The organism is Labedaea rhizosphaerae (genome assembly GCF_004362825.1).
Lineage (GTDB): Bacteria > Actinomycetota > Actinomycetes > Mycobacteriales > Pseudonocardiaceae > Labedaea > Labedaea rhizosphaerae.
This window is the reverse complement of sequence record NZ_SNXZ01000006.1, coordinates 298872-320110: the sequence shown is the minus strand read 5'-3', so window position 1 is coordinate 320110 and position 21239 is coordinate 298872. Positions and strand designations below refer to the sequence as shown.

The window sequence follows — 21239 nt, the reverse complement described above, 5'->3', positions numbered from 1 at the left end:
TGCGTAGTGTATCGACTCGGAGAAACCGGGTGTCGAGGTTACGGATCGAGTCATCCAGGGATGCTGCGCTGGTGGTCGCCGCGAGGCCGAGTCAGGCGGTGCGCTCGTCCAGGAAGTCGTCGATGTGGCGCCAGGTCGAATTGCGGGCGGCGCGGCCGGTCAGCACGCCGAGGTGACCGCCCGGGCAGACCTCGAACCGCATGTCTTCGGCGTTCTCCAGCACCTCGACCAGCCGGTGCACGGCCCGTTGCGGCGCGATCGAGTCGCCGCGCCCGGCGATCACCAGGACCGGCTGCTTCACCTCGGACAGCGCGATCCGGCGTCCACCCAGGTCAACGGCGCCGTTGGCTAGGTCGTTGGCCCGGAAGAAGTGGTGGTACATCTGCCCGAACGTGCGCCCCGGGTAGGCGATCATGTTGTCGGTGAACCGGTCCACGGCCTCGAGCTGGGCGAGGAAGTCGGCGTCGTCGAGGTGGGTGAGGATCGCGTAGGGCTTGGTCACGACCTTGTCGATGGCCGAGAGCTGGAACACCCGCTTCACCAGCTGGCGCGGCGCGCCGCCGAGCAGGCGGTACGCGGCGGTGAAGAGCAGGCCGTCGGCCACGTTGGCCAGCGGTTTGATCGGCGCGAACAGCGGGACGGCCGTCATGTCGAACGGCGCGGCGACCGACACGATCGAGGCCACCGGCAGCGTCGGCTGCGCGGCCGACGTGAGCAGCGAGAAGATCCCGCCCAGGCACCACGCGACGATGTGCACCGGCTGCCCGCCCGCGTCCTCGCTGACCGCGCGGATGGTGCGTGGCAGCACCTCGTCCACCCAGTGCTCGACGCCCAGGCCGCGGTCGGAGAACGCGACCGTGCCGTAGTCCACCAGGTAGGTGCGTCGGCCGCCGGTGACCAGGTGTTCGGCGAGGCTGCAGCCGCGGCGCAGGTCGAAGCACAACGCGGGCGCGGCCAGCGGCGGCACCAGCAGCACCGGCGGGCCGTCGAGGGTCTTGCCGCGCGGCGCCAGCCGGTAGACCGACCGGTTGGGGCCGCGGTCGATCAGCGTGCGGGGCATCGGCCGCAGGTCAGCGAGGCCGCCGTTGACCGTCTTGGCGACCACATTGGACGCGGCACTGGCCAGCCATTGCGGTGCGGACGCCATCGGAGCTCCCCTCGTCGACGCTGTCATCCTCCGGGTTCGAGCGGGACACATCAAATCCTGTACACAGTGAGATCGTGCACGCCGAACTCGCCGAGCTGGCCGCCGCCCACGGGGTGGCCACCAGCTATGAGAACGCAGACCGGGTCGAGGTCACCGTCGACGAAGACGTGGTGATCGCCATCCTGGCCCAACTCGATGTGGACGCAAGCACCCCATCCGCGGTGCGAGCGGCCCTAGCGGAGCTCCGGTCCGCGCCCGACGCGCTGCCCCCGACGGTGGTCGTGCGGGAAGGCGCGACGCGCCCGCTGGACGGGCCGGCCGAGATCACCCTGGAGGACGGCACGACCCGCGCGGTCACCGCCATCCCCGATGACCTGCCGCTCGGCTGGCACCGGCTGCGCACCGACACCCAGGAGGTGACGCTTGTCGTTGTGCCGCAACGGCTTCCGGCGGTGCCGCGGGCGTGGGGCTGGATGCTGCAGCTGTACGCCATGCGCTCGGCCGAGTCGTGGGGCATGGGCGACTTCGGCGACCTGGCGTCGATCGCCGAGCACAGCGGGGCCGGCGTCGTCCTGGTCAACCCCGTGCGGGCGGTCAGCCCGACGCACCCGGTGGAGCGCTCGCCGTACTCCCCCGCCAGCAGGCGGTTCCTGAACCCGCTGTACCTGCGCATCACCGACACGGCGGCGTTCGGCCGGGCCGACGAGGCGACGCGCGCGGCCGTGGTGGCGTTGCGGCCCCCGTCGTCGGAACTGATCGACTACGACTCGGTGTGGGCGGCGAAGCGTTCGGCGTTGGAGCTGCTGTGGCCCTTCGCCGAGCGGGTCGATCCCGCGCCGGATCTGCGTGACTTCGCGACGTTCTGCGCGCTGGCCGAGCAGCACGGGCCGGACTGGCGCTCGTGGCCGGCGTCGGAACAGGACCCGGCCTCGGCGAGCGCGCCCGAGGAGCGGGTCGCCTTCCACGTGTGGTTGCAGCAGGAGTGCCTGGCGCAGCTGGCGGCCGTGCAGGACCGCTCGCGCATGGCCGTCGGCGTCATTCACGACCTGCCGGTCGGCGTGCACCCCGGCGGCGCGGACACGTGGGCGGCCCGCGACGCGTTCGCCGCGGACGTGCGCGTGGGTGCGCCGCCGGACGCGTTCAGCCAGCAGGGCCAGGACTGGAACCTGCCGCCGTGGCGCCCGGATCGGTTGGCGCGCTTGGGGTACGCGCCGCTGCGGGACATGCTGCGCAGCGTGCTCACCCATGCCGACGGCGTGCGCATCGATCACGTGGCAGGGCTCTGGCGGCTGTGGTGGATCCCGCCGGGCGAGCCCGCTTCGCGTGGCACCTATGTGCACTACGACGCGGAGGCGATGATCGGGATCGCGGCTTTGGAGGCCCACCGGGCGGGCGCCGTGGTGGTCGGCGAGGACCTCGGGACCGTGCAGCCCACGGTGACGACCACGCTGCATGAACGCGGGATGCTCAGCTCGGCGGTCCTGTGGTTCCAGCGGAACTGGGTCCGGCCCGGTCAGCCGTTCGTGCCGCCGCGGGAGTGGACCGAGCAGGCGATGGCGAGCGTGTCGACCCACGACCTGCCGACGGTGACCGGGTGGCTGGAGGCCGAGCACGTGCGGATCCGCTCGGCGCTCGGGCTGCTGACCGATTCCGATGCGGCGGAGTACGAGCGCGCCGCGGCCGAGCGCTCGGCGATGACCGCCTTGTTGCGCGCGGAAGGCATCCCGACCGACGACATGGTGCTGGCCCTGCACAAGCTTCTGGGCACGGCGGCCTCGCAGCTGGTGTTGACCTCACCGGCCGATGTGGTCGGCCAGGTGCGCCAGCCGAACCTGCCGGGGACGGTGGACCAGTACCCGAACTGGCGCATCCCCCTGCCGTTGACCTTGGAAGAATTCCTCGCCGATCCACGGGTGCGGACCATCGCCGCGGCCCTGAGCGAACACCACTGACGACGATTTCCCTTGCACGTCAACAGTCTCCGGCGCCTCTTGAGTTGAGAGATCCCCCACCCTCACCGGGGGGCGACCCCGGAGCCAGTCTACCGGGATTCAAGCAGGGGAACCGTGCACGGGCGGATCTGGGGACAACCACAAGCCTGTGGACAACCCGCCGGCTGGGCGGGATCGCCACCCAGCCGGCGGGTTCGACTACAGGCCGAGGTGGCGAGCGATGAGCATCTTCTGGACCTCGCTCGTCCCCTCACCGATCTCGAGGATCTTGGCGTCCCGGTAGAACCGGCCCACGGGGTATTCGTTCATGAACCCGTAACCGCCGAAGATCTGGGTGGCGTCGCGGGCGTTGTCCATGGCTGCCTCGGAGCACACCAGCTTGGCGATGGCGGCTTCCTTCTTGAACGGCTCGCCGCGCAGCATCTTGGCCGCGGCGGCGTAGTAGGACAGGCGCGCGGTGTGGGTGCGGGTCTCCATCTCGGCGATCTTGAACTGGATCGCCTGGTAGTGGCCGATGTTGTGGCCGAACGCCTCCCGCTCGTGCGCGTAGCGCAGCGACTCGTCGACGCACCCCTGCGCCAGACCCACCGACAGCGCGGCGATCGCGACCCGGCCTTCGTCCAAAATGGACAGGAACTGGGCGTAACCCCGGCCCCGCTCGCCGAGCAGGTTGCCTTCGGGCACGCGACAGTCCGAGAAGGACAGACCGTGCGTGTCGGAGGCGTTCCAGCCGACCTTGGAGTACTTCTTCTCCACGCCGAACCCAGGCGTCCCGGACGGCACGATGATCGCGCTGATCTCCTTGCGCCCGCCCTCGGCCTGGCCGGTCACCGCGGTCACGGTCACCATCGACGTGATGTCGGTGCCCGAGTTGGTGATGAAGCTCTTGCTGCCGTTGATCACCCACGCGTCGCCTTCGAGGCGTGCCGTGGTCTTCGTCGCGCCCGCGTCGGAGCCGCCGCCCGGTTCGGTCAACCCGAACGCGGCGAGCCGGTCGCCACGGCACAGGGCCGGCAGCCAGGTCTCCTTCTGCGATGCGGACCCGAAGCGGTAGACCGGCATCGCCCCAAGGGAAACCCCGGCTTCCAGGGTGATCGCGACCGAGGAGTCGACGCGCGCCAGCTCCTCCAGGGCGAGGCAGAGCGCGAAGTAGTCGCCGCCCATGCCGCCGTACTCCTCGCTGATCGGCAAGCCGAACAGGCCCATCCGGCCCATCTTGGCGATCAGGTCGTACGGGAACTCCTCGCGCTCGTAGAACCCGCCGATCACCGGCGCGACCTCTTCGCGCGCGAACTCCTCGACGGTCTTGCGGAGCGCCTCGTACTCCTCGCCGATGCTCAGGTCGATCATGACTGCTCCTCAGAGGGGGTGACGAGGGCGACGGGCTGGTTGAGCGCGACCTGTTGGCCGGCTTGCACCCGCATCTCGGTGAGCACGCCGTCGACCGGTGCGGCGATGGTGTGCTCCATCTTCATGGCTTCGATGACCAGCAACGGCTGGCCCGCGCTGACCTGCTCGCCCTGCTGCGCCTTGACCAGCAGCACGGTGCCGGGCATCGGGCTGACCAGCGGGCCACCGAGGGCACCGGCCGCGGCCTCGCCCTCCAGGATCGAGTGCTCGGCCACCGGCCAGACCTGCCCGTCGGCGGCGAGCCACAGCACATCGCCGTCGGCGTGGCGCAGGTAGCGGTGCACGCGTGCGCCGATGCGCACAACCAGGTCGTCGCCGTCCCAGTCGGCGGAGGCCTCGACCGCAGGCCCGTCGTCGACGACGACCGAGGCCGCCGAAGCGCCGCCGGTGACCCGCACGGTGACCTGCCGGTCCGCGCACGCCAGCCGGGACGACGTGCCGCCGCGCCCGCCGAGGCGCCAGTTGTCCGGCACGTCCCACGGATCGACCACGGCCCCGGTCGGACGCACCGCGAGCAGCTGGTCCAGCGCGGCCGCCACGAACACGGCGTCCGGGACCTCCTGCGCCACCAGCGAGTCCAGCTTGCGCTCGACCAGCTGGGTGTCCAAGGTGCCCGCGACCACGTCGGGATCGGCGAGCAGCGCACGCAGGAACGGCACGTTGGTGCCGAGCCCCAGCACGGCGGTCCGGCCGAGCGCGCCGGAAAGCTTGCGCAGGGCGGCGGTTCGCGACGGCGCCCAGGCGATCACCTTGGCCAGCATGGGGTCGTAGTCCGACCCGACCACGCCGCCGGTGACCAGCGCGGAGTCCACGCGGACCTCGGACGGTTCGCGCAGCGCCAGCACCGTCCCGCCGGTCGGCAGGAAGCCGTGCGCCGGGTCCTCGGCGTAGACGCGGGCCTCGACGGCGTGCCCGGTCAAGGTGACCGACGAGAACCCCAGCGGCTCGCCCGCGGCGACCAGGATCTGCTGCTCGACCAGGTCGATGCCGGTGACCAGCTCGGTGACCGGGTGCTCGACCTGCAGCCGCGTGTTCATCTCCATGAAGAAGAACTCGTCGGGCCGGTCGGCCGACACGATGAACTCGACCGTGCCGGCGCCGGTGTAGTCGACGGCCTTGGCCGCATTGACCGCGGCCGCGCCCATCCGTTCGCGGGTCGCCGCGTCCAGCAGCGGGGACGGCGCCTCTTCGATGATCTTCTGGTGCCGTCGCTGCAGGCTGCACTCGCGTTCGCCCAGGTGCACCGCGTTGCCGTGCGTGTCGGCGAGCACCTGGATCTCGATGTGCCGCGGCCGCTGCACGAACCGCTCCACCAGCAGCGTGTCGTCGCCGAAGGAGCCGCGGGCCTCGCGCCGGGCCGACTCGATGGCACCGTCCAGTTCGGACTCCTCGTGCACCAGCCGCATGCCCTTGCCGCCACCACCGGCCGACGGCTTGAGCAGCACCGGGAAGCCGACCTCGATCGCGGCCGCGCGCACCTCGGCGTCGGACAGGCCGGGTTCGGTGCGACCCGGCACCACGGGCACGCCTGCGGCCGAGACGGTCAGCTTGGCGCGGATCTTGTCGCCCATGGCCTCGATCGCCGACGCGGGCGGGCCGATGAACACGATGCCCGCGTCCGCACAGGCCCGCGCGAACGCCGCGTTCTCGGCGAGGAAGCCGTAGCCGGGGTGGATGGCCTGCGCGCCGGTTTGCCTTGCGGCGTCGAGGATCCGCTCGATCGAGAGGTAGCTCTCCCGGGCGGCGGCCGGGCCGATGCGCACGGCGTCGTCGGCCTCGCGCACGTGCTTGGCGTCCGCGTCGGCGTCGCTGTAGACGGCGATGGAGCGCAGGCCCATGGCCCGCACGGTGCGGATGACCCGGACCGCGATCTCGCCGCGGTTGGCGATGAGAATGCTGTCGAACACCGAAGATTTGCTTGCAGAATCGAGCATTGACACTGCGCTCACATCCGGAAGACGCCGTAGCCGACCGGCTCCAGCGGGGCGTTGGCGGCGGCGGACAGGGCGAGCCCGAGCACCTTGCGGGTGTCGGCGGGGTCGATCACGCCGTCGTCCCACAGGCGGGCGGTCGAGTAGTACGGGTTGCCCTGGTCCTCGTACTGCTCGCGGATCGGGGCCTTGAACGCCTCCTCGTCCTCGGCGCTCCACTCCTGCCCACGACCTTCGAGCTGGTCGCGGCGCACGGTCGCGAGCACGGACGCGGCCTGCTCGCCGCCCATCACCGAGATCCGCGCGTTGGGCCACATCCACAGGAACCGCGGCGAATACGCCCGCCCGCACATCGAGTAGTTGCCCGCGCCGAAGGAGCCGCCGATGACCACGGTGAACTTCGGCACCCGCGCGCACGCGACGGCGGTGACCATCTTGGCGCCGTGCTTGGCGATGCCGCCGGCCTCGTAGTCGCGGCCGACCATGAACCCGGTGATGTTCTGCAGGAACACCAGCGGGATCGAGCGCTTGTCGCACAGCTCGATGAAGTGCGCGCCCTTGACCGCGGACTCGCCGAACAGCACGCCGTTGTTGGCCACGATGCCGACCGGGTGGCCGTGGATGCGGGCGAACCCCGTGACCAGCGTCGAGCCGTACTCCTTCTTGAACTCGCGGAAGCGGCTGCCGTCGACCACGCGGGCGATGACCTCGCGCACGTCGTAGGGCGTGCGCGAGTCGGTCGGCACGACGCCGTAGAGCTCGCCGGGGTCGACCACCGGGTCCTCGGTCGCCACGACGTCCCACGGCCGCTCGGCACGCGGGCCGAGGGTGGAGATGATCGAGCGGACGATGCGCAGTGCGTGGCCGTCGTCGTCGGCCAGGTGGTCGGTGACCCCGGAGACGCGCGAGTGCACGTCGCCGCCGCCGAGCTCCTCGGCCGTGACGACCTCGCCGGTCGCGGCCTTCACCAGCGGCGGGCCGCCGAGGAAGATCGTGCCCTGGTTGCGCACGATGACCGCTTCGTCGCTCATGGCCGGGACGTACGCGCCGCCTGCCGTGCACGAGCCGAGCACGGCGGCGATCTGCGGGATGCCCTTGGCCGACATGGTGGCCTGGTTGAAGAAGATCCGGCCGAAGTGCTCGCGGTCGGGGAACACCTCGTCCTGGCGGGGCAGGAACGCGCCGCCGGAGTCCACTAGGTAGACGCACGGCAGGTTGTTGTGCAGCGCGACTTCCTGGGCGCGCAGGTGCTTCTTGACCGTCATCGGGTAGTAGGTGCCGCCCTTGACGGTGGCGTCGTTGGCGACGATCACGCACTCGCGCCCGGACACCCGGCCGACTGCGGTGATGATGCCCGCGGCGGGCGCCTCGTCGTCGTACATGCCGTTCGCGGCCAGCGGGGAGAGCTCCAGCAGCGGCGAACCGGGGTCGACCAGCGAGTCCACCCGGTCGCGGGGCAGCAGCTTGCCGCGCTCCACATGGCGGGCGCGGGCGCGCTCGGGGCCGCCGAGGCTGGCCTTGGCGATGCGATCCCGCAGCTCGACGGCGAGCTCTCCGTGCTCCTTGCGGTAACGCTGGAACGCGGGGTCGGCCGGGTCGGCGGCACTGCGCAGGACGGGCGCGTCCATCTCACTCCCGTGCGAGGTTAGTCATCGTTAACCATACGACCTCATGTTAGCGCTGACTAACGTCTGCGTCCACAACAACGGCGGCCGTCCCCGCAGGGACGACCGCCGTTGTACCGCGCGCGACTCAGCCCGTGATCGAGCGGAGCTCGGCGTAGTAGCCGCCGTTCTGACCGGAGGCCGTCGGGTGGTAGGACTCGTCCACCGGCCACGCCCAGCTGTGCAGCCACGGGCTGCCGGAGCACAGCTCGTGGCCGCCGAAGGTGCCGCGGACGTCGCCGAAGGTGAAGCCGTGCGCCGAGGCGCGACCGGCGGTCACCTGGTCGACGGTGTCCGCACCGCTGTTGATCGCCGACCGCTTGGTGTCGCTGAGGCCCGCCCAGCAGCTACCGGGCACCGCGTACATGCGGGGGTAACCCAGCACGATGACCCGGGCGTACGGCGCGTGCTGACGGATGGCGTTGTAGGTGTTGTCGAGCCGGCCGGGCAGCTCGCTCGTCGCGAAGGCCTTCGCCTGGTTCACCCGGTCGACGCAGTCCTGGTCGGAGCCGAGGTTGCAGGTCTCCATGACGTCGGCGAACCCGGCGTCGTTGCCGCCGATGGTGATCGTGACGAGAGACGTGGACGACGACAGCGAGTTCACCTGGCTGTTGATGACGTCCGAGGTGACCGCGCCGGAGCAGGCCACGAACGTCAGCGAGTTGACCGAGTGGGAGCTGGCCCAGAGCTCGGCGTAGGCGTTCTGGCTGCGCTTGCAGGAGCCGCTGTCGCTGAGGTACGAGCCGGCGCCGACGCCGGAGGAGTAGGAGTCGCCGAGTGCCACGTAGTTGTCGCCGGCCGCGGACGCGGGGAGCGTGAACGCGAGCATGGCGGTTAACGCGAGGACAGGGAGCAGGGCAAGTCTGAGCACACGCATGGGGACCCTCCATGTGACGGTGGACACGCCTTGCATAATTACCAGCGAATTTCCAATCCCGGTAGCGTCATGTTGACAATTTTCGAGAAGTGTTAGCGCTTGCTAACTCCCGGCCAGTACCATCGCGGGGGTGATCTCCCCGCCGCCGGACGCGCCCGACAAGCCCCCGGGCAAGCAGCGTCGCCGCGACCAGATCCTCGCCGCGGCCGCGGAGCTCTTCGCGCGGCACGGCTTCCACGGCGTCGGCATCGACGACATCGGCTCGGCCGTCGGCGTGTCCGGGCCCGCGCTCTACCGGCACTTCCGCTCCAAGGACGCGATGCTCGGCGAGATGCTCACGTCGATCAGCGAGATCCTGCTCGACGGCGGCCAGACCCGGGCCGACACCGGCGCCGAGCCACGCACCCTGCTCGGCGAGCTCGTCCGGTTCCAAGTGGACTTCGCGCTGGACAACCCGGCGTTGATCACCGTGCAGGAACGCAACCTCGGCAACCTGACCGATCCGGACCGCCGTCGCGTGCGGGCGTTGCAGCGGCGCTACGTGGAGATCTGGGTGGACGCGATCCGCGCCGCGCAGCCCGACGTGGACGAACCGGCCGCACGCGCGGCCGCCCACGCCGTGTTCGGCCTGATCAACTCGACCCCGCACAGCAGGCACCTCGACCGCGAGCAGATGGCCGCGCTGCTGACCGGGATGGCGCTGGCCGCGGTGCGTGGCGCGGCCACGCCGGCGTCCGCGACGTCCGCGGCGCTGTCCCTCGATTAGTCGCAAACACAGCCGCAACACAGCCGCAAACGCTTGGCAGTCAACGGAAACAACGCCACCCGTCCGGCGGTTACGGGCCTGGGGGCGCCCGCTATCCTTGCCAAAATGACCACCCCCGACTGGATGCCGCCCGGCGTCGACGCCGAGCTCCCCAGCGCGGCGCGCATCTACGACTACCTGCTCGGCGGCGCGCACAACTTCGCCTCGGACCGCGCGGTCGCCGATCGCCTGCTCGCCGTCGACCCCGGCGTGCGCCGGATCGCCACGCTGAACCGGGCCTTCCTCCGTCGCGCGGTGCTTTTCCTTATGTCGCAAGGGATCCGCCAGTTCCTCGATCTGGGCTCCGGCATCCCCACGGTCGGCAACGTCCACGAGATCGCGCACCAAGTGGACCCGAGCACGAAGGTCGCCTACGTCGACTACGAAGCGGTCGCGGTCGCGCACAGCGAGATGATCCTGGCCGGGGTGGACAACACGGCCATCCTCATGGCGGACGTGACCGAGCCCCACCTGGTGCTCGACTCGCCGAAAATCCGTGGCCTGCTGGACTTCGACCAGCCGATCGGCCTGCTGGCGTTGACGCTCTTCCACTACATCCCGCCGCAGCGCAAGCCGTTCCAGGTGATCGCGGCCTACCGCGACGCCCTCGCCCCCGGCAGCCACCTGGCCGTCTCGCACTTCACCGACGACCTGGTGCACTCGACCGGCGACGGCCTCGTCGACACCATGAAGACCACGCAGAACAACGTGTTCCCCCGATCGAAGGACGAGATCACCCAGCTGTTCGCCGGCTTCGACCTCGTGGACCCCGGTTTGGTGCCGATTTCGTTGTGGCGGCCGGAGACGACGATGGACGGGGGCGACGATCCCAGCCGGGACGGCCAGTACGCCGGTGTCGCCCGAAAGAAGTAACCCTTGCGCTGGATGCGCGATAGACATGGCAACTGAGTAATCTGATCGTTACCCGTTACAGGCCCCCGTTCGAGGTGTGATGTCCAGCCAGGGACGCGACGAACGCGTGGCGCTCGCGCGTACCTGGGCCCGTGCCATCGGCTCGACGGTCTACGTGCCGATGTCGGCCGTCGAGCTGCACGAATACCTGCTCGACCTGATCACCACCCTGTTCGACACCGTGGCGGCCGAGCCGTTCACCGCGGCGCCCGCCGCCGAGCTCGGCCGCCGGCTCGTGCGCGCCAAGTTCACCGGGCACGAAACCCTGCAGCAGTCCATCGCCGTGCTCAGCGACGCCCTGCTGGCGGAGAGCGGCTCGGCGGACCGGGTCGTCGCCATGATGGGTGAGCTGGCCGCCGGCTACGCCGAGGCGATCCGCGGCTGGACCCTCGACCAGCAGGAAGAGGTCAAGCGCGCGCTGCTCGACGCCACCCGGCGCAGCGAGGCCGAGCTGCGGGAGTCAGAGAACCGGTTCCGCGAGGTCGTCACGTCCTCCGCGCTCGGCATCGCGATCACCGACCTCGAGGGCAAGTTCCTGCAGACCAACCCGGCGCTGGCGGAGATCATCGGCTGCAAGCCCGCCGACTTCGAGCAGCGGGTGCTCACGGACCTGTTCTCCGTCGCGACCCGCGGGCAGGTCGCGAACGCGTTCCGCGCGGACGGGCCGGACCGGATGATCACCAAGGCCGAACTGGTCAAGGACGACGGCGACGAGGTGTGGGCCAACGTCGCGTTGTCGCTGCTGCGCGACGACGACGATGCGCCGTCGTACCTGGTCGCCATGGTCCAGGACAACAGCGAACTGGAGCTGCTCCAGCGCCAGATCGAGACGTTGACCAGCAAGGACGGGCTGACCGGGATGCACAACCGGCAGTTCTTCAAGTCCCGCGTGGAGTCCGTGCTCGGCCGCGCGGCGCCGGGTCACGCGATCACGTTGCTGCACATCGACATCGACAACTTCTCGGTGGTCAACCACGGTTTCGGCTACGAGGCGGGCGATGAGCTGCTGGTGTCCATCGCGGACAAGCTGCAGCGCGTGTTCGCCGACGAGAAGGCCGAGTTCGGGCGCATCGACGGCGACGAGTTCGCGGTGCTCGTGGAGAACGGTCCGACCACACCGTCCACTGAGGACATGATCCGGGCCGTGCACGCGGAACTCGCCGAGCCGGTCTACCTCGGCGAGCACGGCATCGCGGTCGGCGCGAGCATCGGCGCGGTCGGCCGGCTGTGGAGCACCGACGCGGTGGAGTTCTTCGGCGCGGCCCAGTCGGCGTTGCGCAAGGCCAAGCGCAGCGGGCTGCGCCAGTGGTCGGACTACGACAAGCCCGAGGACGCCACGGAGAAAGCCGACTTCGAGCGGGCCGCCATGCTGGCCGGTGCGTTCGAGACCGGTGAGGTCACCCTCGACTACAGCCCGGTGGTCCGGCTGAGCGACCGCAAGGGCGTCGGTGTGCTGGCCGGCGTGGTCTGGCAACCGCGCGACGCCGAGGTCATCGCGCACGACGACTGCGTGCGCCTGGCCGAGCTGACCGGGCTCTCCGTGCAAGTCGGACCGTGGCTGCTCGGTGAAGCGTGTGGACACCTGCCGATCTGGCAAGCGCTTGCGGCGACCGCGAACGCGAAGGAGTCGGTGTTGCGCGTGCGGTTGTCGCGTGCGCAGTCCGCCGACGGCGACCTGGTCGCGGCGGTGAACGAAGCGGTCGCGCGCAGTGCCGTCGGACCGGAGTTCCTGCAGATCGCGTTCGACACGAGCGCCGTGGCGGAGGGCCTGGGCACCGCGCCGGACAACCTGTTCACCGTGGCGTCCAATGGAGTCCGGGTCGCGCTGCACTCGTTCCGCGGCGGACCGCTCGAATTGGACTTGCTGGCGGGCAGCGAGGCGCGATCGGTGGTCCTGACCGACGTGTTCGGCGACGTGCGCCCGCCGCAGCGGTCCGCAGATTCGGCGTTGGTGCTGGGCACGGTGGAGCTGGTGCGGGCCGTGGCGCGGATCGGCGCGGAGGTGTGCGTCGACGGCGTGCGCGACGAGGAAGAGGCCGCGTGGTGGTCGGACCACGGCGTGCACACCGCGACCGGCCTGGTCTTCGGCGACCCGGGTGACGTGCACGACATGATGGCGCGCTTCTCCGACGCCGGTTGATCTCGCCCCGACGGGCGCGCCTGGTACAAGATGAGGGCGTGGACCCCGCAGACGGTGATCGCCAGGACCGGATCCGACTGACCGCGAGCCGTGCACTCGCGGCGATGCAGAACGGTGACGAGGAGGGCTCGCTCGACCGCCTCGCCGCCGTGCTGCGCGACGGTGAAGGTGAAGCGAAAGACCTGATGCTGCTGCTGTTCCACGAATGCAGCGCCATGGTGGCCGAACTCGGTTCGGGCGGCACCGCCCCGGTCAAGATGCAGGTCTACGACGACGAGGGTCACGAGGTGTCGATCGACGACGCCGACCCACCCGTCCGGACCGCGGTGCGCACCTTGCTGGCCGAGGTCCACGGCGACAGCGAAGCGGCGGCCGAGCAGATCGAGATCGCCCTGTCCAACGCGGAGCCGGACGAGATGATCAGCGTCCTGGTCCAGGCGCTGCGATGGACGATCAAGTTGTCCGCCGAGTGCCTGAGCCGCGACCTGCCGGTGCCCGAGTGGATCAGCTCCGCCCTGGAGGACTGACCTTCGGCCCGCTACCAGCCGACAAGGTCGTGCGCGACAGCGGTCCAGGTGATCGCCGAAGGCGGCAGTACGTCACCAAACGCCCACTGCACCACGACGGCTCGTAGCTCGGCGATGGTGATGAACGACTCCGGCGGGAACCGGTTGGCCTCGGGGCTCCAAGTCGAGTGGGTCAACTCGACGCCGTCGCGGCCGGCTGTGCCCCGGCTCATCCACGCGTGGGTATTGGCGTCCTTGTCCAGGGCGAGCAGCACCACTGCCGCCACCTGGTGCTCGATGTCGTAGTCGAAGCGAAGAGCGGAAACCGGCCACTCCGGGCGCTTCTCCCGATATCCCTCGGGCCGGAGGGCGAATCGAGGTGTGGCGGGCTTGTCCGGGAACCGCATCATCGTGTCCAGACAGCGCAGGACCCCGTCTTCGTAGGCAAAGGTCACCGCGTAGGTCGCGTCCTCGAACTGGAACACGCCATGCGGGCTCAGCTCGTACTTGTCGGCGTAGTAGAGGTCCGACCTCGCCAGCGGCCCGTCGTACGACGCCGTCATTGGTCATCTCCTGTGAACGTTGTCGAGGTCATCGCTTTCCACCTCTCCGTCTCGCATGTCGGCCGCCACCTTCATCTCCACGTCCGACGCTGTGCTTGCGTATCCACGTGGTGGCAGCACGCCGAGTTCACGCAGAATCTCGTTGACCCGAGCAGCAGTGGCATCCTTGCGACTGTCATACCTCTGCTCTGTGCCTTCATCGTCATAGGCCAGGCCGACGGTCGGCTTCTGCCCCTTGATCTCTTCAAGGCGCGCCGCTGCCCACTCGGCGTCCGACCCCGCATCCTCGATGTCCGATGGGCAGTCCCGGTCGTCTGCATTCGCAACAGCGGGCGCCGACTCGCACCCGAACTTCGTCGAGCAGCTCGGCACCACGAAGACCCATGCCAGTACGCCAAGAATGACGATGAAGAGAAGCTTGCGCACAGCTTGTAGCCTTACGTGTGCGCTCCGTGAACACAATGCCATCCGCCCGTCCGGGCGACCCGGAACGCGGTCAGATCTTGGCGATCCTCGCCCTGCGCTGGTTGCAAGCCGATCAGCTCGTCCGCGAACTGGTCGGCTGCACCTACGCCGACCTGGACGTATGACCTGGCCGCCGCCAACGGAGCCGAAACGTGGAACACCCAGCCCGAACGGGGGACACACCTAGCCGGAACGGGGGACACGCCCGCTCCGAACGTGGGACACACCCGGTCGGAACGGGGGACACGCCCCGCGCGAATGTGGGACACGCCTCAGTACCTTCGCGAAGCGAAGTATCTTGCTTGTCGAACCTTTTGTTGGCTAAGATACTTCTGGAACGAAGGGGATGGGACATGGACACCACACAGGTACTGGTCATCGGCGCCGGGCTCGCCGGCTCCAGCGCAGCGCTTTTCCTTGCCCAGCAAGGCATCGACGTCACGCTCGTGGAGAAACACCCGGGCACCTCGCTGCACCCGAAAGCCGCGGGCCAGTACCCGCGGACGATGCAGCTCATGCACATCGGCGGCGTGGCCGACGAGATCCTGGCCGCGAGCCACGGCATGCAGGGCGGTCTGACCATCAAGATCGCCGAAAGCGTGCACGGCAAGGTCTTCAACACGATCATGGCGGGCGGCGAGGACTTCGACCTCTCGGCGATCACGCCGTTCCCGCTCGGCATGGCCACGCAGGACAAGGCCGAGCCGATCCTGTTGGGCAAAGCCCAGCAGTACAAGGCAAAGGTCCGGTTCCGCACCGAGGTGGTCTCGCTCGACCAGGACGACACGGGCGTGACCGCTCGCCTGCTGGACCGCGACACCGAACGCGTCACCGAGTTGCGGGCCGACTACGTCGTCGCCGCCGACGGGCACCGCGGCGGCACGCGCACCAAGCTGGGCATCGGACGCCAGGGCAAGGGTTCGCTCTCCAGCGTCGTCGGCGTGCTGTTCAAGGCCGACCTCGGCGGGCACGTCGAGCACGACACGTCGCTGCTCTACTACCTGCAGAACCCGGCGTTCACCGGCGTCTTCGGCGGCGCGACCGATTCGGACTCCTACATCTTCGGCATCGACTACCACCCCGACCGCGGCGAGTCGGCCGCCGACTTCACCCGCGAGCGGATCGTCGAGCTGATGCGCATCGCCCTCGACAAGCCGGACCTGGAGCCGGACATCATCACCGTGCAGGCGTGGGAGATGGCCGCCTGGCTGGCCGATCGCTTCCGCGACGGGCGGATCTTCCTCGCGGGCGACGCCGCCAAGGTGACCCCGCCGACCGGCGGCATGGGCGGCAACACCGCGGTCCAGGACGGCTACGACATCGCGTGGAAGCTCGCCGCCGTGCTGAACGGGCACGCGGGCCCGGGCCTGCTGGACAGCTACGAGGCCGAACGCCGGCCCATCGCCGAGATGGTGATCACCACCTCGCTCTACAACGCCAAGGAGCGCCTCTTCCCCGACCTCGACCTGTCCGACGTGCCGCCACCGCCCGCCGATATGCTCGGGCTGATGGGCGGCTTCCGCTACCGGTCCGCCGCGATCATCCCCGACCAGGGCGACGACGACCCGGCACCGGCGGAAAACCCGTTCATGGCAACGGGTAGGCCCGGCTTCCCGGCGCCGCACGTCCCGGTCGACGTCGACGGCAAGTCGTCCACAGTGGAGCTGTTCGGTCCGGAGTGGACACTCGTGTGCGGCAAGGACGACGCCCGCTGGCGCGCCGCGGCCGCGGCCACCGGCCTGCCGATCCGGGTCTACGGCGCCGAACTGCCGGACGCCGTGGCGGCCAAGTACGGCCTTGGCCCCACCGGCGCGAGCCTGATCCGCCCCGACGCGATGGTCGCCTGGCGGGCCGTCGAGGCGCCCGAGGACCCGACCGCCGCCCTCACCGCCGCGGTGGCCGCGATTCTCGATCGTTGACACCGAAGGCCGACCTGACAAGGCTGTCGCCATGCGTGGCAGAGCCGCTGGTGCGGTCGTGATGATGGTGCTGGCTTTGATCATGACCAGCGCGGCGTCGCAGGCAACTGCGGCGCCGCGGTCGTGGGCGGCGCCGGTCAAGCACTACGTGGCCCTCGGCGACTCCTACGCCGCGGGTCCGGGCATCCCCACCCAGCACGGCACGCCCGCCGGCTGCGCCCGCTCGGACCACAACTACTCGACCCTGCTGGCCGCCGCGCTGCACGTGCGGACGTTCACCGACGCGACCTGCAGCGGGGCGACGACCGTGCACATGACGCAGCCGCAGCAGGTCTCCGGCGGCGTCGCACCACCGCAGTTCGACGCGCTGACCAAGGACACCGACCTGGTGAGCGTCACCATCAGCGGCAACGACACCGGGTTCGGCGAGATCCTGGCCACCTGCGGCGCGCTCGCCCGCCAGGACCCCACCGGCAACCCGTGCGAGCAGCACTACGGCGCGTCGGGCACCGACGAGCTGGCCAAGCGGATCGAGAAGGCCGCGCCGCTGGTCGACGCCGTGCTGGCCGGCATCCGGGCCCGCGCGCCGCACGCCCGCGTGCTGGTCGTCGGGTACCTGCGCATCCTGCCGGCCCAGGGCAGCTGCTTCCCGACGGTGCCCTTCGCGGCCGGTGACGGGCCCTACTTCGACTCGGTGGAGCGCCAGCTCAACAAGATGGTCGCCACCGAGGCACGCAAGGCCGGCGACCGGTTCGTCGACACCTACACGTGGTCCTACGGGCACGACGCCTGCCAGGAGCCCGGCCGCAAGTGGGTGGAGGGCCTGGTGCCGCAGTCACCGGCCGCACCGATGCACCCCAACGCGACCGGCATGGCCGTGGTCGCCGGGCTGAGCCTGCTGGGCACGCTCTTCCCGTTCTAGTCCTGGCGCAGGGCGAAGCGGGTGCCCTCGGGGTCCTCGAACATCGCCCACCAGCCCCACGACTGCTTGACCGGTGGGGCCGGGAAAGCCACGCCCTTCGCGGTCAGCTCGCGGTGGGTGGCCTCGATGTCGTCGGTGTAGAAGAAGACGTTCGAGTGCGGTAGGTCGTCCCGCGCCGCGGGCCGCTCGAACCCCGGCTGCGCCTTGGTCAGCACGAGCCGCGTGTGGCCGTCGGGCGTCAGCACCTCGAGCCACCGCTCGTCCCCGTACTCGGCGTCGGTGGCGACCGTGCACCCGATCACCTCGGTCCAGAACCGCCTGGCCACCGCCTGGTCCGACACGTACAACACCACTTGGCTTACACCTCTGAGCATCAAGCCATTTTCACCGTTCCCGCAGCCCACGGCTTGACGAAAACATCCGGTTGCGGCGGCACCCAGGCCGGGTCGGCCGCGCTGGCCAAGGAGCTGAACGCGTTGCGCGCCCTGCTCAACGGCGTGTCCGGGCCTGAGTCCTGACGGCGGCCGCGGTGGCGATCAGCAGCACGATCGCCAGCGCGGTCATCAGCCACGGATCGCTGTCGTGCCCGCCGAGGTGCTCGTCGACCAGGTGGGACACGGCGTGGGCGACCGACGCGGCGGTGACGCCGGCGAGCCCGGTGATCAAGGCGTTGCGCGACCACACACCGGCCAGCGTCCCGATCCCGATGCCGATCAGGAACGCGCCGATGTCGTGCAGCAGGTGCCGGTTGTAGGGCGGGTAGGTGGCGATCACGTCGAAGAACGACTGCGGCGCCACCATCGCCCACACCCCGCCCGCGAGGTAACCGAGCCCGGCCACGGCCGCGACGGTCAGGACAGCACTGCGCATTGCTTCCTCCTCTGGTGCACTCTGCACACATGACTGGACAGCTTGCGGAGATGTGACAGCGCGATGATCAGCGTGCGTGGCGTGGTCGACCGGGTCGGGCCGACGTTGCTGCGCACCGTGCTGCCCGGCGCCGGCGACGTGGCCGTGACCGACGTCGTCATCGCCGAGCTCGGCCGGCGCACCCACCTCGCCGCCGGGGACCTGGTGCTCGGCGTCGCGGTCAGCACCACCGAGCAGGCCGTGGACCTCGTCCGGCACTGCGCCGAGCAGAAGGTCGCCGCGGTCCTGCTGAAGCCGCCGCTCGCGGCGCGGACGGCGGTGCGTGGCGCGGCCCGGTCGGGCGGGACGGCCGTGCTGGAGGTGCACGCGGGCGCGGCGTGGGCGCAGCTGGTCTGGTTGCTGCGCGCGGTGATCGACGCGGCCGAGGAGTCCGAGTCGGACGGACGGTTGCCGGCAGGCGGGCTCGGTGACCTCTTCCGGCTGGCCGACGCGGCCGCGTCCGTTGTGGACGCCCCGGTGACCATCGAGGACGCGAACTCCCGGGTCATCGCCTACTCGGCCCGCCAGGACCGCACCGATCCGGCCCGGGTCTCGACGATCATGGGCCGGCGGGTGCCGGACGACGTCCTCGCGAAGTTCCGCTCACGGGGTGTGTTCCGCCAGCTCTCCCGCGGCCGGACGACGATCTTCGTGCCGCAGCAGAAGGACGGCACGTTACCGCGGTTGATCGTGCCGATCCGGATGGGCGGCGAGCTGCTCGGCTCGATGTGGGCGGTCGTGCCGGGGCCGGTGCCCGAGGAGCGGGCGGCCGCGTTCGCCGACGCCGCACCGGTCGTCGCGCTGCACCTGCTGCGCCGCCGGGCCCGCGACGACGCCGAACGCCGGCGTTCGGCCGAACTGGTCCGCTCGCTGCTCGACGGCGTCGGCAGCCCGCGGCTCGCCATCGCCGAACTGGACCTCGAGGACGGCCCGCACCGCGTGGTCGCCATCGACGTGGACACCGACGACGTGCTCGGCGCGGAGGGCGCGCGCCTGGCGTTGTGGGAACGGATCACCGCCGGCGTCGGCCGGCGGCCCGCGGTCGCCGACTTGCACGACGTGCTCTACGCGGTGGTGCCCGACCGCGACTGCGACAGCGGGTGGCCGGCGCTGCGCAAGGCGCTGACCGAGCGCGCCGGACCGGTGAAACCGCTGGTGGGGGCCGGTTCGGCCATGGCGATCGGGGAACTGGCGGTGTCGCGGGCCCAAGCCGAGGAGACGCTCGGGCTGGTGCGCACCGGCCTGGTCGCGGGGCCGGTCGCGAGCCACGAGGAGGCCTGGCCGGTCCTGGCGTTGCACCGGGTGGCGGCCTCGGCGGCCCCGGGTGTGCTGGACGTGGGCCCGTTGCCCCTGTTGACCAGGCACGACGAGGCGAACGGGACCGAGTACGTGGCCACGCTCTACCACTGGCTGCGCCACCCCGGCGACCCGCGCGCGGCGGCCGGGGTGCTGGGCATCCACCCGAACACGTTGCGGCACCGGATGAACCGGATCGCCACGCTCGCGGCGGTGGAGCTCAGCGACCCGGATGTCCGGCTCGCGTTGCTGGCTCAGCTGGCCGTGAAGTTCTGGCGCTGAGATTCGGTCCCCCGTGCTGAGATCGGTCACTGTGCCGACGGCACGACAGAAGCGCACACTGGTAGTGCCAGCAGCACGATGACAAGGCGTTTTGACTGCTCCATCGTGGTGTACAACACCCACTTGGCCCAGGCCCGAAAGGACTCCTCCGGTGCGCATCGCCGTCCCCCGCGAGATCAAGAACCACGAATACCGGGTGGCGCTCACCCCCGCGGGCGCCCACGAGCTGTCCAGCAGAGGCCACGACGTGTTCGTCGAGGCGGGCGCGGGCCTCGGCTCGGCGTTCACCGACGAGGAGTACCTGGCCGCGGGCGCCAAGGTGCTCGCCACCGCCGAAGAGGTGTGGGGCGAGGGCGACCTGGTGCTGAAGGTCAAGGAGCCGATCGCGGTCGAGTACCCGCGGCTGCGGTCCGGCCAGGTGCTGTTCACCTACCTGCACCTCGCCGCCGACGAGCCGCTGACCCGGGCGTTGCTCGACGCCGGCACCACCGCGATCGCCTACGAGACCGTTCAGACCGCCAACGGCGCGCTGCCGCTGCTCGCGCCGATGTCCGAGGTCGCGGGCCGGCTCGCGCCGCAGGTGGGCGCGTACTCGCTGATGAAGCCCTCCGGCGGGCGCGGCGTGCTGCCCGGTGGCGTGCCGGGCGTGCCGCCGGCGAAGGTCGTCGTGATCGGCGGCGGTGTCGCGGGCATGAACGCCGCGACCATCGCGCTGGGCATGGGCGCGCACGTGACCGTGCTCGACACCAACGTCGACCGGCTGCGCCAGCTCGACGCCCAGTTCGGCGCCCGGCTGAGCACGCTGACGTCGAACAAGCAGGCCGTCGAGCACGAGGTGCGCGCCGCCGACATGGTGATCGGCGCGGTGCTGGTGCCGGGTGCGAAGGCGCCGAAGCTGGTCAGCAACGAACTCGTCGCCCAGATGCAGCCGGGCTCGGTGCTCGTGGACATCGCGATCGACCAGGGCGGCTGCTTCGCCGATTCGCACGCGACCACGCACGCGGACCCGACCTACACGGTGCACAACTCGGTCTTCTACTGCGTGGCGAACATGCCGGGCGCGGTCCCCCGCACGTCGACCTTCGCGCTGACCAACGTGACCCTGCCCTACGCGGTCCAGCTGGCCGAGCACGGCTGGCACACGGCGTTGCGCGCGGACAAGGCGCTGTCGCTGGGCCTCAACATGCACGACGGCAAGCTCACCAACGCCCCCGTCGGCGCGGCCCACGGCATCGAGTCGGTGCCCGTGGAGAGCGTCCTGGCCTGACCCCGACGCATTTCGCCCCGCCCGCGCTTTCCGCGCGAGCGGGGCGTTTTGCATTCTCGGATTGCCACTCTTGTGCCTGGTCAGGCGTCTGGGGAGGACAAACGACCACCGAACGAGATTCGGCCGGGGCCTGGTCTCGAACCACCGTGTCTCACAAAGCGAGCGGCGACCCGCTCAACCAGCCTGGGGGTCACTGGGAGCGGGCCGCCGGGTACAGCTTAGGCATGAAACGGTTGTTGTGGTGCAAGTGGGGGACCAAATGTCGTGATAGT

General features: G+C 70.3%; 19 protein-coding genes. 10 read left to right on the top strand and 9 right to left on the bottom strand.

The window, feature by feature from the left end; translation table 11 throughout:
- Positions 1-91: 91 nt before the first annotated feature.
- A complete protein-coding gene (locus tag EV186_RS30470; protein ID WP_133852915.1) occupies positions 92-1147 on the bottom strand; it encodes an alpha/beta fold hydrolase in 1056 nt (351 codons plus the stop codon).
- A gap of 74 nt (positions 1148-1221) precedes the next feature.
- Here EV186_RS30470 and EV186_RS30465 point away from each other — a divergent pair, with 74 nt between their 5' ends.
- The gene (locus tag EV186_RS30465; RefSeq protein ID WP_133852914.1) at positions 1222-3099 is read left to right on the top strand and encodes a 4-alpha-glucanotransferase; all 1878 of its coding nucleotides are present in this window, start codon (positions 1222-1224) and stop codon (positions 3097-3099) included.
- Between the two features lie 198 nt (positions 3100-3297).
- On the opposite strand, the gene EV186_RS30460 is transcribed toward EV186_RS30465, so the two are convergent.
- The 4 genes from EV186_RS30460 to EV186_RS30445 form a co-directional block, all read right to left on the bottom strand.
- Positions 3298-4449, bottom strand: a complete 1152-nt coding sequence (locus EV186_RS30460; RefSeq protein WP_133852913.1) for an acyl-CoA dehydrogenase family protein — start codon at positions 4447-4449, stop codon at positions 3298-3300.
- Complete coding sequence (locus EV186_RS30455) at positions 4446-6416, bottom strand: ATP-binding protein (protein ID WP_133852912.1); 1971 nt, start codon at positions 6414-6416, stop codon at positions 4446-4448. The genes EV186_RS30460 and EV186_RS30455 overlap by 4 nt, the downstream gene beginning before the upstream one ends.
- A 38-nt stretch (positions 6417-6454) precedes the next feature.
- Positions 6455-8068: a carboxyl transferase domain-containing protein gene (locus EV186_RS30450; protein WP_133852911.1), complete on the bottom strand. Its 1614-nt coding sequence runs from the start codon at positions 8066-8068 to the stop codon at positions 6455-6457.
- 124 nt (positions 8069-8192) lie between these two features.
- Positions 8193-8981: an SGNH/GDSL hydrolase family protein gene (locus EV186_RS30445; protein WP_133852910.1), complete on the bottom strand. Its 789-nt coding sequence runs from the start codon at positions 8979-8981 to the stop codon at positions 8193-8195.
- 133 nt (positions 8982-9114) lie between these two features.
- Between EV186_RS30445 and EV186_RS30440 the strand changes: the two genes are divergently transcribed.
- The 4 genes from EV186_RS30440 (at position 9115) to EV186_RS30425 (ending at position 13365) form a co-directional block, all read left to right on the top strand.
- Complete coding sequence (locus EV186_RS30440) at positions 9115-9747, top strand: SACE_7040 family transcriptional regulator (RefSeq protein WP_133853114.1); 633 nt, start codon at positions 9115-9117, stop codon at positions 9745-9747.
- A gap of 105 nt (positions 9748-9852) precedes the next feature.
- Positions 9853-10659 carry an SAM-dependent methyltransferase gene (locus EV186_RS30435; RefSeq protein ID WP_133852909.1) on the top strand — a complete coding sequence of 269 codons (807 nt, stop codon included), beginning with the start codon at positions 9853-9855 and terminating at the stop codon, positions 10657-10659.
- A 79-nt stretch (positions 10660-10738) separates the two neighbouring features.
- The gene (locus EV186_RS30430) at positions 10739-12838 is read left to right on the top strand and encodes a GGDEF domain-containing protein (protein WP_133852908.1); all 2100 of its coding nucleotides are present in this window, start codon (positions 10739-10741) and stop codon (positions 12836-12838) included.
- Positions 12839-12876: 38 nt separating this feature from the next.
- Positions 12877-13365 carry a hypothetical protein gene (locus tag EV186_RS30425; protein WP_133852907.1) on the top strand — a complete coding sequence of 163 codons (489 nt, stop codon included), beginning with the start codon at positions 12877-12879 and terminating at the stop codon, positions 13363-13365.
- Positions 13366-13376: 11 nt separating this feature from the next.
- On the opposite strand, the gene EV186_RS30420 is transcribed toward EV186_RS30425, so the two are convergent.
- Together EV186_RS30420 and EV186_RS30415 are read right to left on the bottom strand one after the other, a co-directional pair.
- A complete protein-coding gene (locus EV186_RS30420) occupies positions 13377-13907 on the bottom strand; it encodes a hypothetical protein (RefSeq protein WP_133852906.1) in 531 nt (176 codons plus the stop codon).
- Between the two features lie 3 nt (positions 13908-13910).
- Positions 13911-14333: a DddA-like double-stranded DNA deaminase toxin gene (locus EV186_RS30415; protein ID WP_133852905.1), complete on the bottom strand. Its 423-nt coding sequence runs from the start codon at positions 14331-14333 to the stop codon at positions 13911-13913.
- 35 nt (positions 14334-14368) lie between these two features.
- Here EV186_RS30415 and EV186_RS40600 point away from each other — a divergent pair, with 35 nt between their 5' ends.
- The 3 genes from EV186_RS40600 to EV186_RS30405 all read left to right on the top strand — a co-directional run bounded on the left by EV186_RS40600 (position 14369) and on the right by EV186_RS30405 (position 17213).
- Positions 14369-14497, top strand: a complete 129-nt coding sequence (locus tag EV186_RS40600; RefSeq protein ID WP_279538343.1) for a hypothetical protein — start codon at positions 14369-14371, stop codon at positions 14495-14497.
- A 228-nt stretch (positions 14498-14725) separates the two neighbouring features.
- Entirely contained in the window at positions 14726-16291 is a 1566-nt protein-coding gene (rdmE, locus tag EV186_RS30410) for an aklavinone 12-hydroxylase RdmE (protein ID WP_133852904.1), read from the top strand.
- Between the two features lie 31 nt (positions 16292-16322).
- Entirely contained in the window at positions 16323-17213 is an 891-nt protein-coding gene (locus EV186_RS30405) for an SGNH/GDSL hydrolase family protein (protein ID WP_133852903.1), read from the top strand.
- On the opposite strand, the gene EV186_RS30400 is transcribed toward EV186_RS30405, so the two are convergent.
- The gene (locus EV186_RS30400; RefSeq protein WP_341815705.1) at positions 17210-17566 is read right to left on the bottom strand and encodes a VOC family protein; all 357 of its coding nucleotides are present in this window, start codon (positions 17564-17566) and stop codon (positions 17210-17212) included. The two genes, EV186_RS30405 and EV186_RS30400, sit on opposite strands and share 4 nt — an antisense overlap.
- A gap of 136 nt (positions 17567-17702) precedes the next feature.
- Positions 17703-18083: a hypothetical protein gene (locus EV186_RS30395; protein WP_133852901.1), complete on the bottom strand. Its 381-nt coding sequence runs from the start codon at positions 18081-18083 to the stop codon at positions 17703-17705.
- A gap of 63 nt (positions 18084-18146) precedes the next feature.
- Here EV186_RS30395 and EV186_RS30390 point away from each other — a divergent pair, with 63 nt between their 5' ends.
- Both EV186_RS30390 and ald read left to right on the top strand, forming a co-directional pair.
- Entirely contained in the window at positions 18147-19700 is a 1554-nt protein-coding gene (locus EV186_RS30390; RefSeq protein ID WP_133852900.1) for a PucR family transcriptional regulator, read from the top strand.
- A 151-nt stretch (positions 19701-19851) separates the two neighbouring features.
- Positions 19852-20967 (top strand): alanine dehydrogenase, encoded by a 1116-nt coding sequence (gene ald, locus EV186_RS30385; protein ID WP_133852899.1) that lies wholly within the window; start codon positions 19852-19854, stop codon positions 20965-20967.
- Positions 20968-21239: the final 272 nt, after the last annotated feature.